Here is an 18,210-nt window from a genome sequence, read left to right on the forward strand (position 1 = left end):
GCGCCGGGATGGCGAACGTCTCTCAGCTATCTGGCGCGAGTTCGGTCGTGGATGCCGGAACGGCTTCGACAACGGCGCGCATCGAGCCGTCGCGCCGCGCGGTGGCGTGCCAGGCCAGCGCTCGCTCCAGGCAGTGCGGCGTATGTCCGCCACGGGTGCAGGCAGTCTCGAAGTAGTCCGCCAGCGCCGGACGGTAATAGGGATCGGCGCAATTCTCGATGATGCAGCGGGCACGCTCGCGGGGCGCCAGGCCACGCAGATCGGCCAGGCCGTGTTCGGTGACCACGATATCGACATCGTGCTCGGTGTGGTCGACGTGGCTGACGAAGGGCACCACGCTGGACAGGTCGCCATCCCTGGCCGTCGCCGTGGTGATGAAGATCGACAACTGGCCGTTACGGGCGAAGTCCCCCGAGCCGCCGATACCGTTCATCATGTGGGTGCCGTTGACGTGGGTCGAATTGACGTTGCCGTAGATGTCGATTTCCAGCGCGGTGTTGATGGCGATCACCCCCAGCCGACGCACGATGCCGGGATGGTTCGAGAGCTCCTGCGGCCGTAGCACCACACGATCCTTGTAGCGTTCGAGATGGTTCCACACGCGCTGGCCGCAGCTCGACGACAGCGTGATGGAGCTGCCGGAGGCGAACGTCATCTTGCCGCTGTCGAGCAGATCGAAAGTGCTGTCCTGCAGCACTTCGGAGTACATCGTCAGACCTTCGAAAGGGCCTTCCATCAGGCCATGCATGACAGCATTTGCCATGCTGCCGATACCGGCCTGCAGCGGCAGCAGCGAGGGCGTCAGCCGTTCCTCGCGCACCTCGTTCTCGAAGAACCCGATCAGATGCCGGGCGATGCGTCGCGTGGCGTCGTTGGGCTGGTTGACGGTCGAGGGGCTGTCGTGGCCCTGGGTCAGCACGATGGCGGCAATCTTGTCCGGATCGATGGGGATATGGGGCGTTCCGATGCGCGAATCCGGCGCTGTCACCGGGATCGGTTGACGGTTGGGCCGCATGCCGGGAATGTAAATGTCGTGCAGCCCGATCATCGCCTCCGGCGTGGCCAGGTTGAGTTCGACGATCACCTTGTCGGCGAGAATCGCGAAACTGGCGGAGTTGCCGACTGAAGCCGTGGGCACGATGCCACCGTCGGCGGTGATCGCGGCGGCTTCTATAACCGCAACGTCCAGCTTGCCGAGCTGCTTGTTGCGCAACAGTTCCACGGTTTCCGACAGATGCTGGTCGGTGAACATCACCTCGCCTGCGTTGATCGCGGCACGCAGGCTGCGATCGACCTGGAACGGCATGCGCCGTGCCAGCACGTGGGCATCGCTCAAGATGCCATCGATATCGTTGCCGAGCGAGGCGCCGGTCATCAGGGTGATCTTGAGCGGATCGCGCTCGGCGCGCCGTGCCAGTGCCAGCGGCACCGCCTTGGCTTCCCCGGCGCGGGTGAAGCCGCTCATGCCGACGACCATGCCGTCATCGATCAGAGTGGCCGCTTCGTCGGCACTCATCATTCGGTCGCGCCAGTTGGGTAACTGGCAGCGCTGGTCTGCAAGCTCGGTCATACGGTCCTCGTTCTTGTCATGCGCGGTTCTTATGCACGATTCTCATGCACGGCATCAGCGCCTTCGACGTTCGTCTCGTTTCATCCTCCGCCGTTCGCGCAAGATCACCTATAAAACTTTAGTCGCATACCGCTACCGCCACCGCATGGCGCTGGACGCTCTGTTCGCCAAGCCGACGAACCGTTAGGCTGCCAAGATATCCTTGCCCGCAACACGGAACCGCCATGCCCTATTCCGCACTGACACAGCGCATCGCCGGCGAAGGCGCCAGCGCCTGGAACATCCACTTCCGCGCCAAGGCGCGCCAGGCTCGCGGCGAGGATGTCATCATCCTGTCGGTGGGCGACCCCGATTTCGACACGCCACCTTCCATCGTCGAGGCGGCCGTCACCAGCCTGCGCAGTGGCGCCACCCATTACGCGGACGTACAGGGGAAGCACGCCCTGCGCGAGCGCATCGCCGCCTTTCACCGCAGCCACGGTGGCCATGCCGAGACCGACGCGGAACACGTCGCCGTACTTGCGGGGGCGCAGTGCGGTCTCTACGCCACGGCCCAGTGCCTGCTCGATCCGAGCGACGAGGTAATCATCCCCGAGCCGGCCTACGTCACCTACGAGGCCGTGGTCCAGGCCACCGGCGCCGTGCCGGTCTGGGTGCCGCTGTCCGCCGACGACGGTTTCCAGCCGCGGGTGGCGGCCATCGAGGCGTCGATCACGCCGCGCACGAAGGCGATCCTGCTCAACAGCCCGCACAATCCCACCGGCCAGTGCCTGACGCCGGCGATGTGGGAGTCGATCGCCACGCTCTGTCGCGAACACGATCTGTGGCTGATCGTCGATGCGGTCTATGCCGATCTGATCTTCGACGGCGAACACGCAAGCCCCGACAGCCTGCCGGGCATGCGCGAGCGCACCGTGGTCATCAGCAGCCTGTCCAAGTCCCATGCCATGACCGGCTGGCGGCTCGGCTGGGTCGTCGGCCCCCGCGAGCTGATGTCGCACCTGGTCAACCTCGCCCTGTGCATGCTCTACGGATGCCAGCCGTTCATCCAGGACGCCGCCATCGCCGCGCTGGACGAACCGCCGGCAGCGCTGGCCGCGATGCGTGATACCTACCGGGAACGCCGCGATGCCGTGGTCGAGACGCTGCGCGACAGTGAGATCGTCGCCACGCTGTCGCCCGCTGCGGGCATGTTCATGATGGTCGATATCCGCGCCACCGGGCTCGGCACGCACGCCTTCGCCGACCGGCTGCTCGACGAATATGGCGTTTCGGTACTCGCGGGCGATGCCTTCGGCGCCTCCGCCGCGGGCTTCGTGCGCCTGAGCCTGACCGTGGATGCCGAGCGCCTGCGCGAGGCCTGCCGGCGGATCGAGCGCTGCGCCCAGGAGTGCCAGGGAGAAGCCCGACTGGCGGCCAGACCGCTCAACGGCATGACAAGCTGAGCCCGAATCCGCACAATATCGCGATCGCGGCATCGTCAAAGATCAACGGCAGGAAAAACGCTCATGGCACTCAAGGACTTGTTCAAAGTCTATGTCGACGGACAGGAAGGCACCACCGGCCTGCGACTGTTCGACTATCTCCAGGCTCGCGACGACATCGAGCTGCTGCGCATCGACAGCGACAAGCGCAAGGATCCGGCCGAACGGGCACGGCTGCTGAACGCCGCCGATGTCGCCTTCTTGTGCCTGCCGGACGCGGCCTCCCGCGAGGCGGCGGCGATGGTCGAGAATCCGCAGACCTGCCTGATCGATGCCAGCACGGCGTTCCGCACCGATCCCGACTGGGTCTACGGGCTGCCCGAACTGAGCGACGGCCAGCGGGAGCGGATTCGCGCCAGCAAGCGCATCGCCAATGTCGGCTGCCACGCCAGCGCGTTCATCCTGCTGGTGCGCCCGCTGGTGGATGCCGGGCTGCTGCCGGCGGACTACCCGCTCTCCGCCTTCTCGCTTACCGGCTACAGCGGCGGCGGCAAGAAGATGATCGCGGACTACGAAGCCGCTATCGAGGAAAGATCCAGCAGCGAGGGCCGCCTCGACGCGCCGCGCCCCTACGCCATGGCGCTCGGCCACAAGCACCTGCCGGAAATGCAGCAGCACGGCCGTCTGGCCCGGCCGCCGGTCTTCTCGCCGATCGTCGGCCCCTTTCTGAAAGGCTTGATGGTCAACGTACCGCTGCAGCTTTCCCATCTGCCGGCCGGGGTGCGGGCGGAAGATCTGCTCGACGCCTATCGCGCCCATTACGCCGACGAGCCGTTCGTCCAGGTCAGGCCTTTCGAGGAGATCGACAACCTGGACAACGGCTTCTTCGACGTCCGGGGCGCCAACGAGACCAACCGCGTCGACCTGTTCGTGTTCGGCAACGAGGAGCGGGTCTGCCTGGTATCCCGGCTCGACAACCTCGGCAAGGGTGCTGCCGGCTCCGCGGTGCAGAACATGAACGTTCACCTGGGCGTGGACGAGACGACGGGTTTGAGCGTCTGAGGTCCGAGGTCTGAAACGAAAATCGCCGGGCCGAATTCGAACATCATCCGGCCCTCCGGTTCGGCGTCGCGTCTCGCCGAAGGTGATGGCACCGCTTTATCGGTGCCGATACTTCTCCAGATAGGCGTGGATCGAGGCGATATCCTCCTCGCCATATCCGGCGCTGACTGCATCGGACCAGAGATTGCGGATCTGCGTCAGCGATGGCAGTGCCTTGCCATCGCCCGCTTCCAACGCCAACCCGGCATCCTTCAGCCCCCACTGCATCGCCATCTGCGGGTCGAAGTCGCCGCTGGCGATCATGTCCAGCTTGAGCTTCATGTAGGGCGTGGCCAGCGGCCCGCCATCGAGCACCTGCCACAGATCGTCGGTGGTGAAGCCGAGCGTGTCGGCGAGATGCGCGGTCTCGGCGATTCCCTGCATCATCGAGACCAGCCAGGCGTTGACGACGATCTTCATCCGCGCCCCCTGGCCGGCCTGGCCCAGCCAGTGGGTCTGCTTGCCCAGCACGTCGAAGATCGGCTCGACCACGGCAGCGGCACGCTCGCGATCGCCGCTGGCCAGGATGGCGATCTTGCCCTGCTCCGCTGGTGCCTTGGTACCGGAAACCGGCGCGTCGATGAAGACGATGTCGTCACGCGCATCGTCTGCCTCGGCGATCAGGCGGTCGGTCTCGGCCACGCCGAGGGTGCCCATCTGGATCAACGTCGCGCCTTCGGGCATCGCGGCCAGCGCGCCGCTGTCCCCCAGTAGCACGTCACGCGTCACCGCGAGGTCCGGCAGCATCAGTATCACCGCCTGGGCTTGCGCGACGGCGTCGGCGGGCGAATCGGCCAGGCGCGCGCCCGCCTCGACCAGATCCCCCGCCTTGTCGGCAGAACGGTTCCAGACGGTGACCTCGAAATCGGCTTTCAGAAGGTTGGTCGCGAAGGCGTGCCCCATGGCGCCCAGGCCAAGCACGGCGACGGAACGAGAATCGGACATCGGGTTGATCCTTGAGAGAAGTGTAGGCTCCTAACTATAGACGAAAGTCGTACACTTCAAAGACCGGGATCGACCCAAGACTCATATCGACAAGACTCATATCGACCAAGCCCCATATCTCCCCAGGATCAGCGCCGAGGCCATCGTACCGAGTCCGATTTGCCGTTCTCTCTAGGAAATCACCGCTCTTGCCATGACGACAGCAGTGTTCCGCCGACCGGATCGTCGTCGGGCAACGCCACGGCGGCGACTCGGCGGCAGGCGGCCTCGATCTCGTCGGGCTTGCCGCGCTCCACTTCCCACGACTGCCCCGGCGGATAGGCGCCTACCATGGAGAAATCCTCGCTGGCCTCGAGACAGGCATGCCCGACGCCCGCCGGCAGCACCAGCACGTCGCCGGCGGCGATATCGTGCTCGCTGCCGTTGGGGCCGCCGAGACGGATATGCGCGCGGCCGCGAAAGACGCCCAGCGCCTCGTGCGCCGTGGAGTGGAAATGATCGAAATCGTAGAGGCCGTACCGCCATTGCGGCGGCCACCGGTGACGGTCGAACAGCGCTTCGAATCGCGCCGCCGGGTTCTCCTCGGAGGCATCGATGACCTGGCGATAAAGCAGCACCGGCAACGGCGAGTTGGGAAAGCCGCTGGCCGCATCCGGTTCCAGTACCAGCATCTCGGGTTGGGGCGTCGTCATGGTTTCCTCCTCGATTCTCGGTTCTAAGTTCTAGGTTCCAAATTCCAGGCTCGACACCCTGGAAACCTAGGTGATAGCCGCGGAATCGCCAGCCTCCTTTGCCGACATCGGCATGCGCGGGATCGCGCAGAGGCTCAGCGCGGCAAACAGCAGCATCGGCCATAGCGCCAGGTTCGCGTTGGCGAATGCCTCCGCCAGCCAGCCGCCGATCATCGGCATGACGAAAGCCAGACAGTAGCCGACGAAGGACATGCCGGCGGTCAGCGACGCGACCGCGTCGCCTCGCTCCAGGCACGGCGGCAGCGCCATGATCAGCGTGAGTTCGAGGGTGATGCCGAAGCCGGAGATCACCAGCGCGATCAGTGCCGGCCATCCATCCAGCGCCAGGAAGGCGGCCAGGCCCAGCACGCCGAGCGTGGCGAACAGCCCCAACGGCCAGCGGCGGGAAACCCAGCGTCGCCCCCGCCACAGCATGGAGAGCGATGCCGCCAGCGGGCTCGCGTTGTAGAGTAGCAACGCCAGTGCCAGCAGTTCCGTTTCTCCGCGGGTATCGAGAATGCTGCTCATGTAGGCGTTGGTCGCCATGAAAAGCCCCACCGAGGCCGCCAGCGGCACGCCCATCAGCCAGACACGGGCGGTGCGCAATGAAATCGAGCGACGCGGTGCTTCTTCGAGGTTGGCGATTTCGTCAGAGCACTGCGGACGCCGTCGCAGGCGCCACACCAACAGCGCGACGATCACCAGTGCCGGCAGCGACCACAGCAGCATCGCCACCTGCCAGCTCCCCCCGGCCAGCGCCAACACGACGGGCCGCGTGCCCCCCGCGCCGATCAGCTCACCGACGGTCATGCCATTGAGATAGACCGAGCTGCCCAGCGCCAGATGGGCCGGTGTCCAGTCCCGTAGCAGCGCCGGTATCGTCACCTGCATGACCGCCAGCCCGAGCCCCATGACCACCGAGGCGCCGAACAGCAAGGGTGCGGAGAACGTGAGCCCGCGCGCGCCGGAACCGATCGCCACGACTGCCAGCGCCAACGCCAGGGCGCGCAGCATGCCAATACGCCGGGCGAATCGCACCGCCAGCATCATGCTCAATGCCAGTACCACGTACGGCACCGTCGTCAGGGCGCCGACGGCGGCACTGCCCAGCGACAGAGATTCGGCAATCTCTCCGGCCAGCGGGGGCGCGATCAGGATCGGCAGCCGCATGTAGAGGCCGACCAACCACAGCAACGCCAGTGCGCCCCAAGGCAATTCCGCAGCGCGGATCGTCGAGAGAATGGAAGATTGCACGCGTGAACGCTGGACCAATGACGCCACCTAATGAACGAGCGCCACGGAGAGCCTGGCGCGGGAAAATGCGCGCGATGAACCGGCGCGATGGACAAGTGCCAGAAAATAACAGAACCGCGCTCTCCGAGCAGTCCTCCAGGGCCGTTTCCGTATCATGCACCGGAGATGGCAGCGTCGTACGTCTCTCATGAGCGACGCCCGGCACAAAGATCGCGCAAACGCGCCCGTTGAAAAGCCCATATTGCAACGACCCGACGTGGTTAATTTACGACAAAACAATCAAGCCATCCGAGATTTCGGCCAACGAACGCCAATGAAGAAAAAACAATACGAAACCTCGACCTTTAAATGCCGTTATTGGCATTCGTCATCGCTGATAATTCATCGACTGGCGTTCGCCATATTAACGTTCTAATAATGAACGCATGCTTTATAAGCTGGCTTCCTTAATGCATCATCTCGCGCCAGCATGCGAGCTGACACGATTATCCTCGGGTCGGCAGCTCGTACTCTGGACGCCTCATCAACAGGATTTCGATCATGCCCGAAACGCAACGGCTGAATTATCGCAGCGCGCTGGTCGTCGTCACGACGATCTTTTTCATGTGGGGTTTCATCACCTGTCTCAACGACATTCTGATTCCTCACCTGAAAGCGGTCTTCTCGCTGAACTACACCCAGACCATGCTGATCCAGTTCACCTTCTTCGGTGCCTATTTCATCATGTCGTTACCGATGGGCAAGGTACTGGCCAAGGTCGGCTACAAGAATGCCATCAGTCTCGGGCTTCTCATTGCGGCCGTGGGGGCGGTAATGTTCTACCCGGCCGCCCGGGCGCCCTCCTACCCGCTGTTTCTCACCGCGCTGTTCGTGCTGGCCAGCGGCGTCACCATGCTGCAGGTCGCGGCCAACCCTTATGTCAGCCTGCTGGGGCCGGAGGGCTCCGCTTCCAGCCGGCTCAACCTGGCGCAGGCGTTCAATTCGCTGGGCACGACGCTGGCCCCCTATTTCGGCGGCATGCTGATTCTGGGAGCGGCGGTACTGGGCGCCAGCGAGCTGGCCGACATGTCCGCCGCCGATCGGATGGCCTACAAGGTCGAGCAGGCCCAGAGCGTGCAGTTGCCCTACCTGCTGCTGGCTGCCGTGCTCGCGATCCTCGCGGTGGTGGTCTATCTGTGGAAGCTCCCCAACTTCAAGGAGCAGGCCAGCGACGACAGCCCGACCGAAAACGTCACCGCCGCCCAGGCCTTGCGTCATCCTCACGTGCTGTTCGGCGTGATCGGCATCTTTGCCTATGTCGGCGCCGAGGTCTCCATCGGCAGTTTCATGATCAACTATCTGTCGCTGCCGGAGATCGGCAACATGAGTGAAAGCAGCGCTGCCAGCTATGTCGCCTACTACTGGGGCGGGGCCATGATCGGCCGTTTCATCGGCTCGGCGTTGATGCAGAGATTCCGCCCCAGCCTGCTGCTGGGCCTGTTCGCGATCGTCGCGGCGCTGCTGGTGCTGACCACCATGCTGACCTCCGGCCACATCGCGATGTGGAGCATCGTCGCCATCGGGTTGTTCAACTCGATCATGTTCCCGACCATCTTCACGCTGGGGATCGCCAAGCTCGGCCCGCTGACCAGCAAGGCGTCCAGCCTGCTGATCATGGCCATCGTCGGCGGCGCCATTCTCCCGGTCGCCCAGGGCGCGATCGCCGACACGGTCGGCATCCATCACGCCTTCGTGCTACCGCTGATCTGCTACCTGTTCATCGCCTTCTACGGCTTCCGCGGCTCCCGGGTCATCAACCCGCACCCGTCGGTCCAGGATGAAGCCAAGGCCGCTTCGTAACGCTCCAACCGAAACAAGGAACGCCCCTCCATGGAGGGGCGTTTCCGGCTTACTGCTTGGCTATCTCTCCCTGACGGCCGTGACCACGATCTCTATCAGGGTGCCCGCGCCGAGATCGCCGGCGCCAATCGTCGCGCGAGCCGGTAACGCATCGCCGAACCAGTCTGTCCACACCGCATTCATCTCCTGCTTCAATGCGAGGTCGGATACGAAGACATTGGCCGATACGACCTGCGAGCGGTCGATACCGACCTCGCCCAGATAAGTGCCGAGCTTTTCCAGCACCTGACGTGTCTGCCCTGCCATATCCAGTGACATGTCGTCGGCGGCAATACCACCGAAGAACAGGATTCCGTTGGCTTCCACGATGCGATGCATAATGGGTGTCTTGAGGTGACGCGTGATCATGAACAGCTCTCCTGTGAGAAAGCGCCAACGCTATCAGTCGCTTTCTATCACGGATAATGCCAATCGCCGCGCACGCTATAGCGCGTTGTTATGACCACGACGAAAGATTGAGCGTTTCCAGCTTGCGCAGAAAAGCAGCACGGAATGCCTGGGCCAGTTGCGACAACGGCTGATCGCGCGGCGTCAACAGGGAGAAATCCTCTCCCAGCTCGACTGCCAGCGGCTTGAGTGTCACCCCGTCCTGCCCCCATGAAGCTGCACTGATCGGATCGAGAATGGCTATCCCCAAGCCGTGGGAGACCAAGCGAGTCGCCTGTAGCGCCAATGACACCTCGATACGGCGGCGAGGCCTGGCGCCCGCGCTTTCCAGGCGGCGATCGAGTTCTATCCGTAGCGGGTCGTGGCGTTCGAAGCAGATCAATGCCTGATCGTCCAGGTCGCTGATCGCGATGACGTCTCGCCGGGCCAGCGGGTGATCCGGGAACATGGCGCAAAGGCTTGGCAGCCGGTAACGAGTCTGATCCACGCGATCCTCGTTTTCCGCCACGATGGCAAACCCCAGATCGCAGCGTTGCGTCATGACTTCGTCGATCACCTGCTCGGAGCGGAAGGTGGTCAACTCGACATCGGCGTCCGGATGCTCGGGGACGAAATCGGCCAGGACGTCTGGCACGAAGGTCATGCCTAGCAGGGGCATGGTGCTGATTCTCAATCCGCCGACTTCCCGTTCACGAATGCGAGTCGCGGTATCACGCAGATGATCGATGCCGCGCCACACACTCACGACTTCGCGATGGAATAGCCGCGCTTCCGGCGTCGGAGTCAGCCGGCCGCGTACCCGCTCGAACAACGCAAAACCAACGTCATGTTCGAGCTGCTTGAGCAAGCGCGTCACCCCGGGCTGAGCGGTACGCATTCGTTGAGCGGCGGCGGTAACGGTGCCGCACTCCATCATCCATTTGAAGGCAAGGATCTGCCGATCGCGCAGTTGAGGTGTACGCATAACAATAGACTATAGGGCGACCATTGATTGGTATTGGATAGTATACCGGCTCTATCGCTATCGTCAGCCAAATGCCTCGGTTGGACGACAGTATGCGTCAGGACTTCTTTATCGTCGGTGGTGGCGTGGTCGGGATGGCGATCGCCTATGGCCTCGCCCGTGCCGGTCAGGGCGTGACGGTCCTGGACGCCGACGATACGGCCTTTCGGGCATCGCGCGGCAATGCCGGATTGACATGGGTCCAGGGCAAGGGCGTAGGCATGCCGAGCTATGCGGAAATGAGCCTGGATTCGGTCCAGGCCTGGCCATCCTTCGCTCTCGAACTGCAGCAGCGTACCGGCCTCGAGCTCGAGTATGAGCGTCGCGGTGGCGTCGATTTATGTCTGGACGAAGAGGAAGCTCACGCCAGACGAACGGAATATCGCGAGCTTCAGGCACAGTCCGAACGTCTGCGTCGGGATTTTCATTGGGAATATCTGGATCGGGAGCAATTGCTCCCGTTTCTGCCCGGCCTGGGCAAACGCGTCGCTGGTGGTACCTGGTCGCCCCATGACGGGCATTGCAATCCGCTGTACCTGCTCCGAGCGCTTCATGCTGCCTGCCGGCGTCTTGGCGTCGACATTCGTCAAGCGACCCCGGTCGAAAATCTGGCGCGAACCGAATCGGGCTTTCGGGCGACATTACGCGAGGGTCATGTCGAGGCCGAACGCTGCATCGTCGCTGCCGGGCTCGGCGCCAAAAGGCTTGCACCGCAGCTCGGGCTTTCGGATGATGTCTTTCCGTTACGAGGGCAGATGCTGATCACCGAGCGCATGCCTCGGGTCGAGCAGTTGCCCACGCCCCAGATTCGCCAGACAGCGACCGGCGGCTACCTGATAGGTGACACCCATGAACGAGTCGGTCACGACAAGGGCGTTACGCTTCCGATGTTGCAAACGCTGGCCGACAAGGCAGTCCGTATCTTCCCGTTTCTGCGCTCGACCCGCCTGGTTCGTGCCTGGGCCGCTCTCAGAGTCATGACGCCGGATGGCTATCCGCTCTACGAACGCTCGATGACTCATCCCGGCGCCTATAACGTCAATTGCCACAGCGGCATCACCCTGGCTGCCTTTCATGCCGATGGCCTTGCCCAGGCAATCCTGAACGACCGGATTCACACACATTTTTCGCAATTTTCGGGAGCACGCTTCCATGTTCCGTCGACTCCCTGAAACGGCGAGCGATTCGGCCGAAGTCACCCTGTGGGTGGATGGTGAACCACGGCAGGTGGGCGCCACGCTGAGCGTTGCTGCGGCACTCCTGCAACAGCACGGTTGGGCCGAATACCGCCTTCACCATGACGGTACGCCCCGTGCGCCGTTGTGCATGATGGGAGTTTGTCACGACTGCCTGATCACGATCGACGGCGAGCCCAATCGTCAAGGCTGTCTCGTCATCGTCAAAGACGGCATGCGTATCGAAACGCAAATGCCCGCGGCCCAGCCAACGCCCGGAGCGTCGACAGGATGAGCGAGAATTCCACATCGTCCCAGGTCGCCGAAGTTGCCATCATCGGTGCAGGCCCCTCAGGCCTCGCTGCCGCCACGCGCCTGGCCAAGGCGGGTCTGAAGCCGGTGGTATTCGATCTCAATGCCGCCCCCGGCGGACAAGTCTATCGGCAAGTCGAATCTCCGCAGGCCGATCTTAGAGTGACAGGCATCGACTACCGCCTCGGCCAACGAGTGGTGGAAGCCTTTCGCCGCGCCCGGGTCGATTATCGACCCGATAGCCGGGTGTGGTGGGTACAGCGCGTCGATGCCGGCTTCGAGCTGGGCGTGTTGCATGAAGGCCGTTCCGCTGTCTGGCGGGCCCGGCGTCTAATTCTCTGCCATGGTGCGATGGAACGTCCGTTTCCTTTTCCCGGCTGGCAACTACCAGGCGTGATGACCGCCGGTGCCGCCCAGGTCCTGCTCAAACAAGGCGGCCTGCTCCCCGAGGACGCGCCGATACTCGTAGGCAGCGGGCCGCTGATCTATCTGCTTGGCTGGCAATATCTTCAGGCTGGACGTCCCCCGACCTGCATACTCGATCTCACGCCGCGCCACCAGTGGCGCCTGCCGCTTCGCCAACCGGTGAAGGCCTGGCATGCACGCGGCTACCTGTTCAAGGGCCTGAAAATGATGCTGGCCCTGAAGCGGGCCGGCGTTGCCATCGAGCGTGATATCGACGCCCTCGAGGCTATCGGCGACAAGGTCCTGGAACAGATTCGCTATCGCCAGCGTGGCCATTGGAAGCAGCGCCCGGCGAGTCTGTTGCTGAGCCATGTCGGCGTCGTGCCAGAAACCCACCTCACGCGCTCGCTCGGCCTGACGCATCGTTGGCACGCCGAACAACAGAGCTTCTTGCCGGTACGCGACGACACCCTGAGCGCTGACGAGAATCTATGGGTCGTGGGCGATGGGGCGGCGATAGGCGGCGCGGTGAATGCCATGCGGGAAGGAACGTTGAGCGCGCTGGAGGTCATTGCGTCCCATCACGGGCTCACGAAGGAGGAACGGCACGAACGTGATGGCTTACGCCGCGAGCGCGCCCGGGATCTCTGCGCGCGCCAGTTGCTGGACGCCATGTTTCTCCCGCCGCTGAACATCGATGCCATGCCCGAAGAAACCATCATCTGCCGTTGCGAAGCGCTGACCCGCGGCGATCTAGATCAAGCGATCTCGGATGGTGCCGAGGGCCCCAATCAACTCAAGGCTTTCACCCGCTGCGGCATGGGGCCGTGCCAGGGACGTCAGTGCAGCGTCAACGCCACGCTGCTGCTTTCTCGACGCCTGGCGCAAACACCAGATCAGATTGGGCAGTGGCAGATACGCCCCCCGGTCCAGACGATCACACTCGGCGAACTGGCTACACCGGGCGTGGTCGAGAACCGCGAAACCTAGTCATAACGATGCTGAGCAAAATCCACGCACAACAACAGCAAGAGGAAATGGCAATGCAACGCAAGACTTTCATTGGCGCCGTGGCGCCGACGCTGCTACTGACGCTAATGCTGGGCAACAGCGCCCAGGCCGAGAACGACACTCTCAGAATCGGGGTCGACGTGCCCTACATGCCGTTCCAGTTCAAGAAGCCCGACGGCACCATTGCCGGCTTCGAGGTCGATCTGGTCAATGCGGCCTGCGAACGCATGCAGCGGCACTGCGAGTGGGTCGAACAGCCCTGGAACGGCATCATCCCTGCCCTGCAGGCGCGCAAGTTCGACCTCATCGCCTCGTCGATGAACATTACCGAAGATCGCGCCAAGACGGTGCTGTTTTCCGATCCCTACTTCCAGGTGCCATCGGCTTGGGTCGCCCGGGCCGGCAGCGACTGGCAGCCCGATGACGGCGGCCTCACGGAGGCGATGATCGGCGTCCAACAGGGCACGATCCAGGATGAATACGTGACTCAGTATTACCCCAATGCCGAGATAAATCGGTATAGCGATTCTGCCGCCATGGTCAATGACATGCTGGCCCAACGCCTGGATCTCGCCTTCACCGCGTTTCCGCTCGCTCAGGAAACTCTACTCGGGGACTCGCATTTCGAACGCATCGGCGAATTGGTCACTGGTCCGGAATCGATCTATGGCCCGGGTATCGGCGCGGCTTTCCGCAAGCGAGATCGCGAACTCGTCGACGAGTTCAACCGAGCGATGCACGAGGTGAAGCAGGACGGCACCTACGACCGTCTGCATCAACAGTACTTCGGCGACTGAGTTCGATTCGCTTTAACGACGGACGGCGCCGCTCTGGCGCCGTCTTCGATCTCTCATCCGGTTTCGTCACGAGATATCGTCGATGAAGTGGTTCTATATAGCCTCGTCATAGCTTCGTCGCGCCATCACTCACCTTGTGGATAATCGGCCGCTTCGCCGACCGCGCGCCACTCGCGAATTTCCGCCAGCGTCTCCTCGAGATTCTTGATCACCTTGTCGACACCCCAGGCGCCCAGCACCAGATGGCGTGGCGGCTGCGGATGCGCCACCAGATCGATCATCGCCTGGGCGGCACGCACGGGATCGCCGGGCTGCTTGCCGCTGTTGCCACTGGTCCCTTCCATGCGCGCCTTGACCGTATCGGCGTAGTCATCGATCCGGCTGGGCGTCTGCTGCAAGGAGCGCCCGGCCCAGTCGGTGCGGAACGGCCCCGGCTCGACACAGGTCACGCGAACGCCCAGCGGCCCGACCTCGGCCCTGAGCGAGTCTGACCAGCCCTCAACCGCGTGCTTGGTGGCCGCGTAGTAACCGGATCCGGGAAAGCCGATGAAACCCGCCACCGAACTGATGTTGATGACATGGCCGGCGCGGCGTTCGCGCATGCCGGGCAGCACCGCCCGCGTCATCGCGAACAGACCGAAGACATTGGCATCGAACTGGGCGCGAATCGCATCTTCCACGCCCTCCTCGCAGGAGGCCTGATAGCCGTAGCCTGCGTTGTTCACCAGCACATCGACACGGCCGAACCTGGCGTTGGCAGCGGCAACCGCCTCTTCGATCTGGGCGGCGTCGGTGACGTCCAGCGCCAGGGCGAGCGCGCGATCTTCGGCACCCTCGACCAGATCCGCCACGCGTTCGCTTGAACGAGCGGTCGCGACGACCTTGCCGCCCTGCTCGATGATCAACCGGGCCAGCTCGCGACCAAAGCCGGTGGAGCACCCCGTGATAAACCAGACGGGAGAATCGGGCATGGACATGAAACACCTCCTTTCGAAAGCACGACGCCGGAAAATAAAACGTCACTGACACGGCGGCGTCGTCGATGAACGTGAACTCCCAGCGTAGACGATACCGCAGCGATTGGCGCCTGCGCCCGCAGATTGAAGCCCCTGCACGTTCTTCGACCTTGGTCGCAAGCACCTTGAAAGTCAGACAACTGAATCGGGATAATCTCTTAGCGAGCAAAAAATAGACGCGTTATCGATTCGCCTGCTTTCTTAGTCGCCGGACCTCCACGCCCTGTCAGGGGCTTCCGGCTCGATTTCCCGCCCAGGTTCGATGCTCACTGCCTCGTCTACCCGCGCGGCCTGGGACGGTATCGCGTCAACGAAACGAACAAGGACAACCATTGCCTTTCACCCGCCGGACAGCCTCCGACATCGATAGCCGGGATGACGACGCATGACGCAGGTCGAGCAGTTCTTCGAGCGCTACGGCCCGCGCTACCGGCTGTGGGTCACGCTGACGGTAATGCTGGGGCTGGTAGCGCTGGGCATGTCGATCACCATCGTCAACGTGGCCATCCCTTATATCAAGGGCGCCTTCGGCATGAGCGACTCTCAGGTCCAGTGGCTTTCCACCGGCTTCCTGGCGTCGACCACCGTATCGCTGCTGGTCGCTCCCTGGCTGGTGGCCGCCGTCGGTCAGCGCGCCACGTTCGTCGGCCTGCTGCTGGCGTTCATCGCGGCATCCATTCTGGGCGGCCTGGGTCAGGGCATGGCCGCGCTGGTCGCCGCCAGGATCGTTCAGGGCGGCATGACCGGCCTGATCCGCCCTGTCGCCATGCAGGCACTCTTTGCCGCCTATCCGCCCGAAGGGCGCGGCATGGCGACCGCCATGTACGGCATGTGCCTGGGCTTGCCGCTCACGCTGGCGACGGTCATCGGTGGCTGGCTGGTGGAGCATTTCACCTGGCGCTATGTCTTCTTCGTGACGCTGCCGATCTGCGCCGCCGCTATCGTCATGGGGCTATTCTTCCTGCCGACCCGCGAGCACAAGGGGCCGCGCCCACCGTTCGACTGGGCCGGCGTGGTGCTGTTGTTCGTGGCCGTCTTTTCCATGCTCGCGGCGCTCTCCAACGGGCAGCGCTGGGGCTGGTACGATCCGCGGGTGCCCGAGTTGATCCTGGTATCGGTGCTCTGCGGGGCGTCGTTCATCGCCTGGCAGAAGCGGACCGCGCATCCGCTGCTCAATCTCGATATCTTCCGCAACCGGCTGTTCGTCGTCGGCACACTGGCGATGTGTCTGTTCGGTGGCACCTTCTACGGCATCATGTATCTGCTGCCGCAATTCGTGCAGGCGGTACTGCATTACAGTCCGATTTCTGCCGGCAAGATCTTTCTGCCGTCCACCGCCGTTCTCGGCATTCTGGTGCCGCTGGTCGGCTGGCTCAGCGACCGCTACCCGCCCCACTGGATCACGCTGCCCGGGTTGGGCTGTGCGCTGCTGTCGGTTTGGCTAATGGCACAGATGGACTGGAACACCTCGTTTTTCTATCTCGCCATGGCGATGGGTATCCTCTCCGTGGGCATGGCCGCCTTTCCGCCGCCGACACTGTCGAACGCCATCGCCGGGCTGCCGGTGCATCTCACCGGCCACGGCTCGGGCGCGATCAACTTCGCCCTGCAGTTGGGCGGTGCTCTGGGTACGGCAGGTCTGGTCATTCTTCTGGACCGCCAGACCGCCTTTCACGGCCAATACCTGAACGCCGGCGTCAATGCCGACAACGCCATCGCTCGGCAGCAGCTGGGCCAGTTATCCGAACTGGTCGGCCGCCTGGGAGTGCCGGACACGCACCAGCAAGCCATGGCCGGCTACCTGATGGGTCGCATCGAGTCGATCTGGGCCTCGATTCTCGCCTATCAGGATGGCTTCTGGATTCTGATCGGTAGCCTGCTGCTGGTGGTGATTCCCTCACTGCTGCTTAGCCGCTGGCGGGGCCTGCCTCGCACCTGATTCCGTTCACTCGATCATCGAAGGACCCGTTTGCGCCATGACCGCTGACTCAGCTCGACCTGCCAAGCGCCGCCTGCCACGTAGCGGCAAACTGTTGATACTCGCCATCGTCGTGGTGCTGTGTCTGATCTGGATCGGCCTGGCCATCGCCCATCGTCTGTCGCACGTCAGCGCCCAGGATGCGCGCGTGATGGCCGATCAGGTGACTGTCAGCAGCCGGCTGGGCGGCTGGGTAACGACATTCGAGCTGACCGAGGGCGATACGCTGCATCGCGGTGATGCCGTGGCGACCCTCTACGACAAGCCGGATCAGCGCAAGCTCGAGGCGTTGACAGCCAACGTTGCCACGCAACAGGCGCGGCTGGATTACGAGAAAGCGCGGCTGTCGATGGCCGAGAAGCAACTCAAAGGCGGTATGAACCTGACGCACCGCCAGCTCGAGGCCAGCAAGGCTGCCGAGAAAGCCGCTCAGGCGCGGCTGACCGAGGCGAAACGAGACTTCCAGCGTTCCGACAAGCTGTATCGGAAGCACTCCGTTTCCGAACAGCGCCGTGACCAGGATTACTACGCTTACCAGGCAGCGCTCGCCGAACACGCCCAGGCCCAGCAGGAGGTTCAGGTCAGCCAGGCGCTAGCCGACAATGCCCAGGTCGGCTTCATCAATGGCTCGCAGATGCCGCTGCCCAATCCGGACGTACTGCGCCAGCAGGTGCAGATCGCCCGCCAGGAACTGGCCGAAGCCCAGGCGAAACTGGAGCAGGAGCAACTTCGCATCGCCGATCTGCAGATCGACAGCCCGGTCGACGGCGTGATCAACAAGACGCTGATCGATCAGGGCGAGTACGTCAGTGCCGGCCAGCCGATCCTGATGATGCACGACCCCTCGAAGCTGTGGGTGGAGGCCAACATCAAGGAAACCGACATCGGCGCGCTACGCATCGGCCAGCCCGTCGCCATCACCGTCGATGCCTTTCCCGATCGAACCTTCACCGGTCATGTCGCCGTCATCGGTCGCGCCGCCACCAGCCAGTTCGCCCTGCAGCCGGATCCGAACCCTTCCGGCAACTTCACCAAGATTACCCAGCGAATCCCGGTGCGTATCCGTTTCGACGATGGCCCCACCGAACTTATCGGCCCCGGCATGATGGTGGAGGTGGATATCGACATCAGCGGTGCCAACAAACGCCAACCGGATTCACAACCGGGCATCGATTCCGGCAGCTGACCAAACCGGAGAGATC

Annotated in this window: 16 protein-coding genes; 9 read left to right on the forward strand and 7 right to left on the reverse strand. The window is 63.4% G+C overall.

What is annotated here, in order from left to right:
* Positions 1-22 precede the first annotated feature (22 nt).
* Positions 23-1,570 (reverse strand): succinate CoA transferase, encoded by a 1,548-nt coding sequence (locus tag CCD76_RS03620; RefSeq protein ID WP_087718185.1) that lies wholly within the window; start codon positions 1,568-1,570, stop codon positions 23-25.
* A 224-nt stretch (positions 1,571-1,794) separates the two neighbouring features.
* Between CCD76_RS03620 and CCD76_RS03625 the strand changes: the two genes are divergently transcribed.
* Both CCD76_RS03625 and argC read left to right on the forward strand, forming a co-directional pair.
* Positions 1,795-3,015 carry a pyridoxal phosphate-dependent aminotransferase gene (locus CCD76_RS03625; RefSeq protein ID WP_087718186.1) on the forward strand — a complete coding sequence of 407 codons (1,221 nt, stop codon included), beginning with the start codon at positions 1,795-1,797 and terminating at the stop codon, positions 3,013-3,015.
* Positions 3,016-3,078: 63 nt separating this feature from the next.
* Entirely contained in the window at positions 3,079-4,056 is a 978-nt protein-coding gene (gene argC / locus CCD76_RS03630; RefSeq protein WP_087718187.1) for an N-acetyl-gamma-glutamyl-phosphate reductase, read from the forward strand.
* 96 nt (positions 4,057-4,152) lie between these two features.
* On the opposite strand, the gene CCD76_RS03635 is transcribed toward argC, so the two are convergent.
* The 3 genes from CCD76_RS03635 to CCD76_RS03645 all read right to left on the reverse strand — a co-directional run bounded on the left by CCD76_RS03635 (position 4,153) and on the right by CCD76_RS03645 (position 7,025).
* Entirely contained in the window at positions 4,153-5,040 is an 888-nt protein-coding gene (locus CCD76_RS03635) for an NAD(P)-dependent oxidoreductase (protein WP_087718188.1), read from the reverse strand.
* A 179-nt stretch (positions 5,041-5,219) separates the two neighbouring features.
* Positions 5,220-5,732: a cupin domain-containing protein gene (locus CCD76_RS03640; protein WP_087718189.1), complete on the reverse strand. Its 513-nt coding sequence runs from the start codon at positions 5,730-5,732 to the stop codon at positions 5,220-5,222.
* A gap of 66 nt (positions 5,733-5,798) precedes the next feature.
* On the reverse strand, positions 5,799-7,025 hold the full coding sequence (locus CCD76_RS03645; RefSeq protein ID WP_143543248.1) for an MFS transporter: 1,227 nt from the start codon (positions 7,023-7,025) through the stop codon (positions 5,799-5,801).
* A 540-nt stretch (positions 7,026-7,565) separates the two neighbouring features.
* Here CCD76_RS03645 and fucP point away from each other — a divergent pair.
* Positions 7,566-8,864, forward strand: a complete 1,299-nt coding sequence (fucP, locus tag CCD76_RS03650; protein WP_087718191.1) for an L-fucose:H+ symporter permease — start codon at positions 7,566-7,568, stop codon at positions 8,862-8,864.
* Between the two features lie 60 nt (positions 8,865-8,924).
* Here fucP and CCD76_RS03655 read toward each other — a convergent pair whose 3' ends face one another.
* Together CCD76_RS03655 and CCD76_RS03660 are read right to left on the reverse strand one after the other, a co-directional pair.
* Positions 8,925-9,272, reverse strand: coding sequence for a RidA family protein (locus CCD76_RS03655; protein WP_087718192.1), 348 nt, complete (start codon positions 9,270-9,272; stop codon positions 8,925-8,927).
* Between the two features lie 88 nt (positions 9,273-9,360).
* Complete coding sequence (locus tag CCD76_RS03660; protein WP_087718193.1) at positions 9,361-10,275, reverse strand: LysR family transcriptional regulator; 915 nt, start codon at positions 10,273-10,275, stop codon at positions 9,361-9,363.
* Positions 10,276-10,367: 92 nt separating this feature from the next.
* On the opposite strand from CCD76_RS03660, the gene CCD76_RS03665 reads away from it, so the two are divergent.
* Genes CCD76_RS03665 through CCD76_RS03680 form a run of 4 tightly spaced genes read left to right on the forward strand, consistent with a single transcriptional unit; the run spans position 10,368 to position 14,014 of the window.
* Positions 10,368-11,486 carry an NAD(P)/FAD-dependent oxidoreductase gene (locus CCD76_RS03665; protein ID WP_179208831.1) on the forward strand — a complete coding sequence of 373 codons (1,119 nt, stop codon included), beginning with the start codon at positions 10,368-10,370 and terminating at the stop codon, positions 11,484-11,486.
* Positions 11,467-11,784 carry a (2Fe-2S)-binding protein gene (locus tag CCD76_RS03670; RefSeq protein ID WP_087718195.1) on the forward strand — a complete coding sequence of 106 codons (318 nt, stop codon included), beginning with the start codon at positions 11,467-11,469 and terminating at the stop codon, positions 11,782-11,784. The genes CCD76_RS03665 and CCD76_RS03670 overlap by 20 nt, the downstream gene beginning before the upstream one ends.
* Entirely contained in the window at positions 11,781-13,196 is a 1,416-nt protein-coding gene (locus CCD76_RS03675; protein ID WP_087718196.1) for an NAD(P)/FAD-dependent oxidoreductase, read from the forward strand. Before CCD76_RS03670 ends, CCD76_RS03675 begins: the two co-directional genes overlap by 4 nt.
* A 53-nt stretch (positions 13,197-13,249) precedes the next feature.
* Complete coding sequence (locus CCD76_RS03680) at positions 13,250-14,014, forward strand: transporter substrate-binding domain-containing protein (protein ID WP_256961086.1); 765 nt, start codon at positions 13,250-13,252, stop codon at positions 14,012-14,014.
* A gap of 125 nt (positions 14,015-14,139) precedes the next feature.
* Here the strand turns inward: CCD76_RS03680 and CCD76_RS03685 are convergent, their stop codons facing one another.
* Entirely contained in the window at positions 14,140-14,991 is an 852-nt protein-coding gene (locus CCD76_RS03685) for an oxidoreductase (RefSeq protein WP_179208832.1), read from the reverse strand.
* 424 nt (positions 14,992-15,415) lie between these two features.
* Between CCD76_RS03685 and CCD76_RS03690 the strand changes: the two genes are divergently transcribed.
* The gene (locus tag CCD76_RS03690; protein ID WP_087718197.1) at positions 15,416-16,969 is read left to right on the forward strand and encodes a DHA2 family efflux MFS transporter permease subunit; all 1,554 of its coding nucleotides are present in this window, start codon (positions 15,416-15,418) and stop codon (positions 16,967-16,969) included.
* Positions 16,970-17,006: 37 nt separating this feature from the next.
* Positions 17,007-18,194 (forward strand): HlyD family secretion protein, encoded by a 1,188-nt coding sequence (locus CCD76_RS03695; protein ID WP_087718198.1) that lies wholly within the window; start codon positions 17,007-17,009, stop codon positions 18,192-18,194.
* Positions 18,195-18,210: the final 16 nt, after the last annotated feature.

The sequence above is a fragment of the Salinicola salarius genome (assembly GCF_002179555.1).
In the GTDB taxonomy this organism is placed as follows: Bacteria; Pseudomonadota; Gammaproteobacteria; order Pseudomonadales; family Halomonadaceae; genus Salinicola; species Salinicola salarius_A.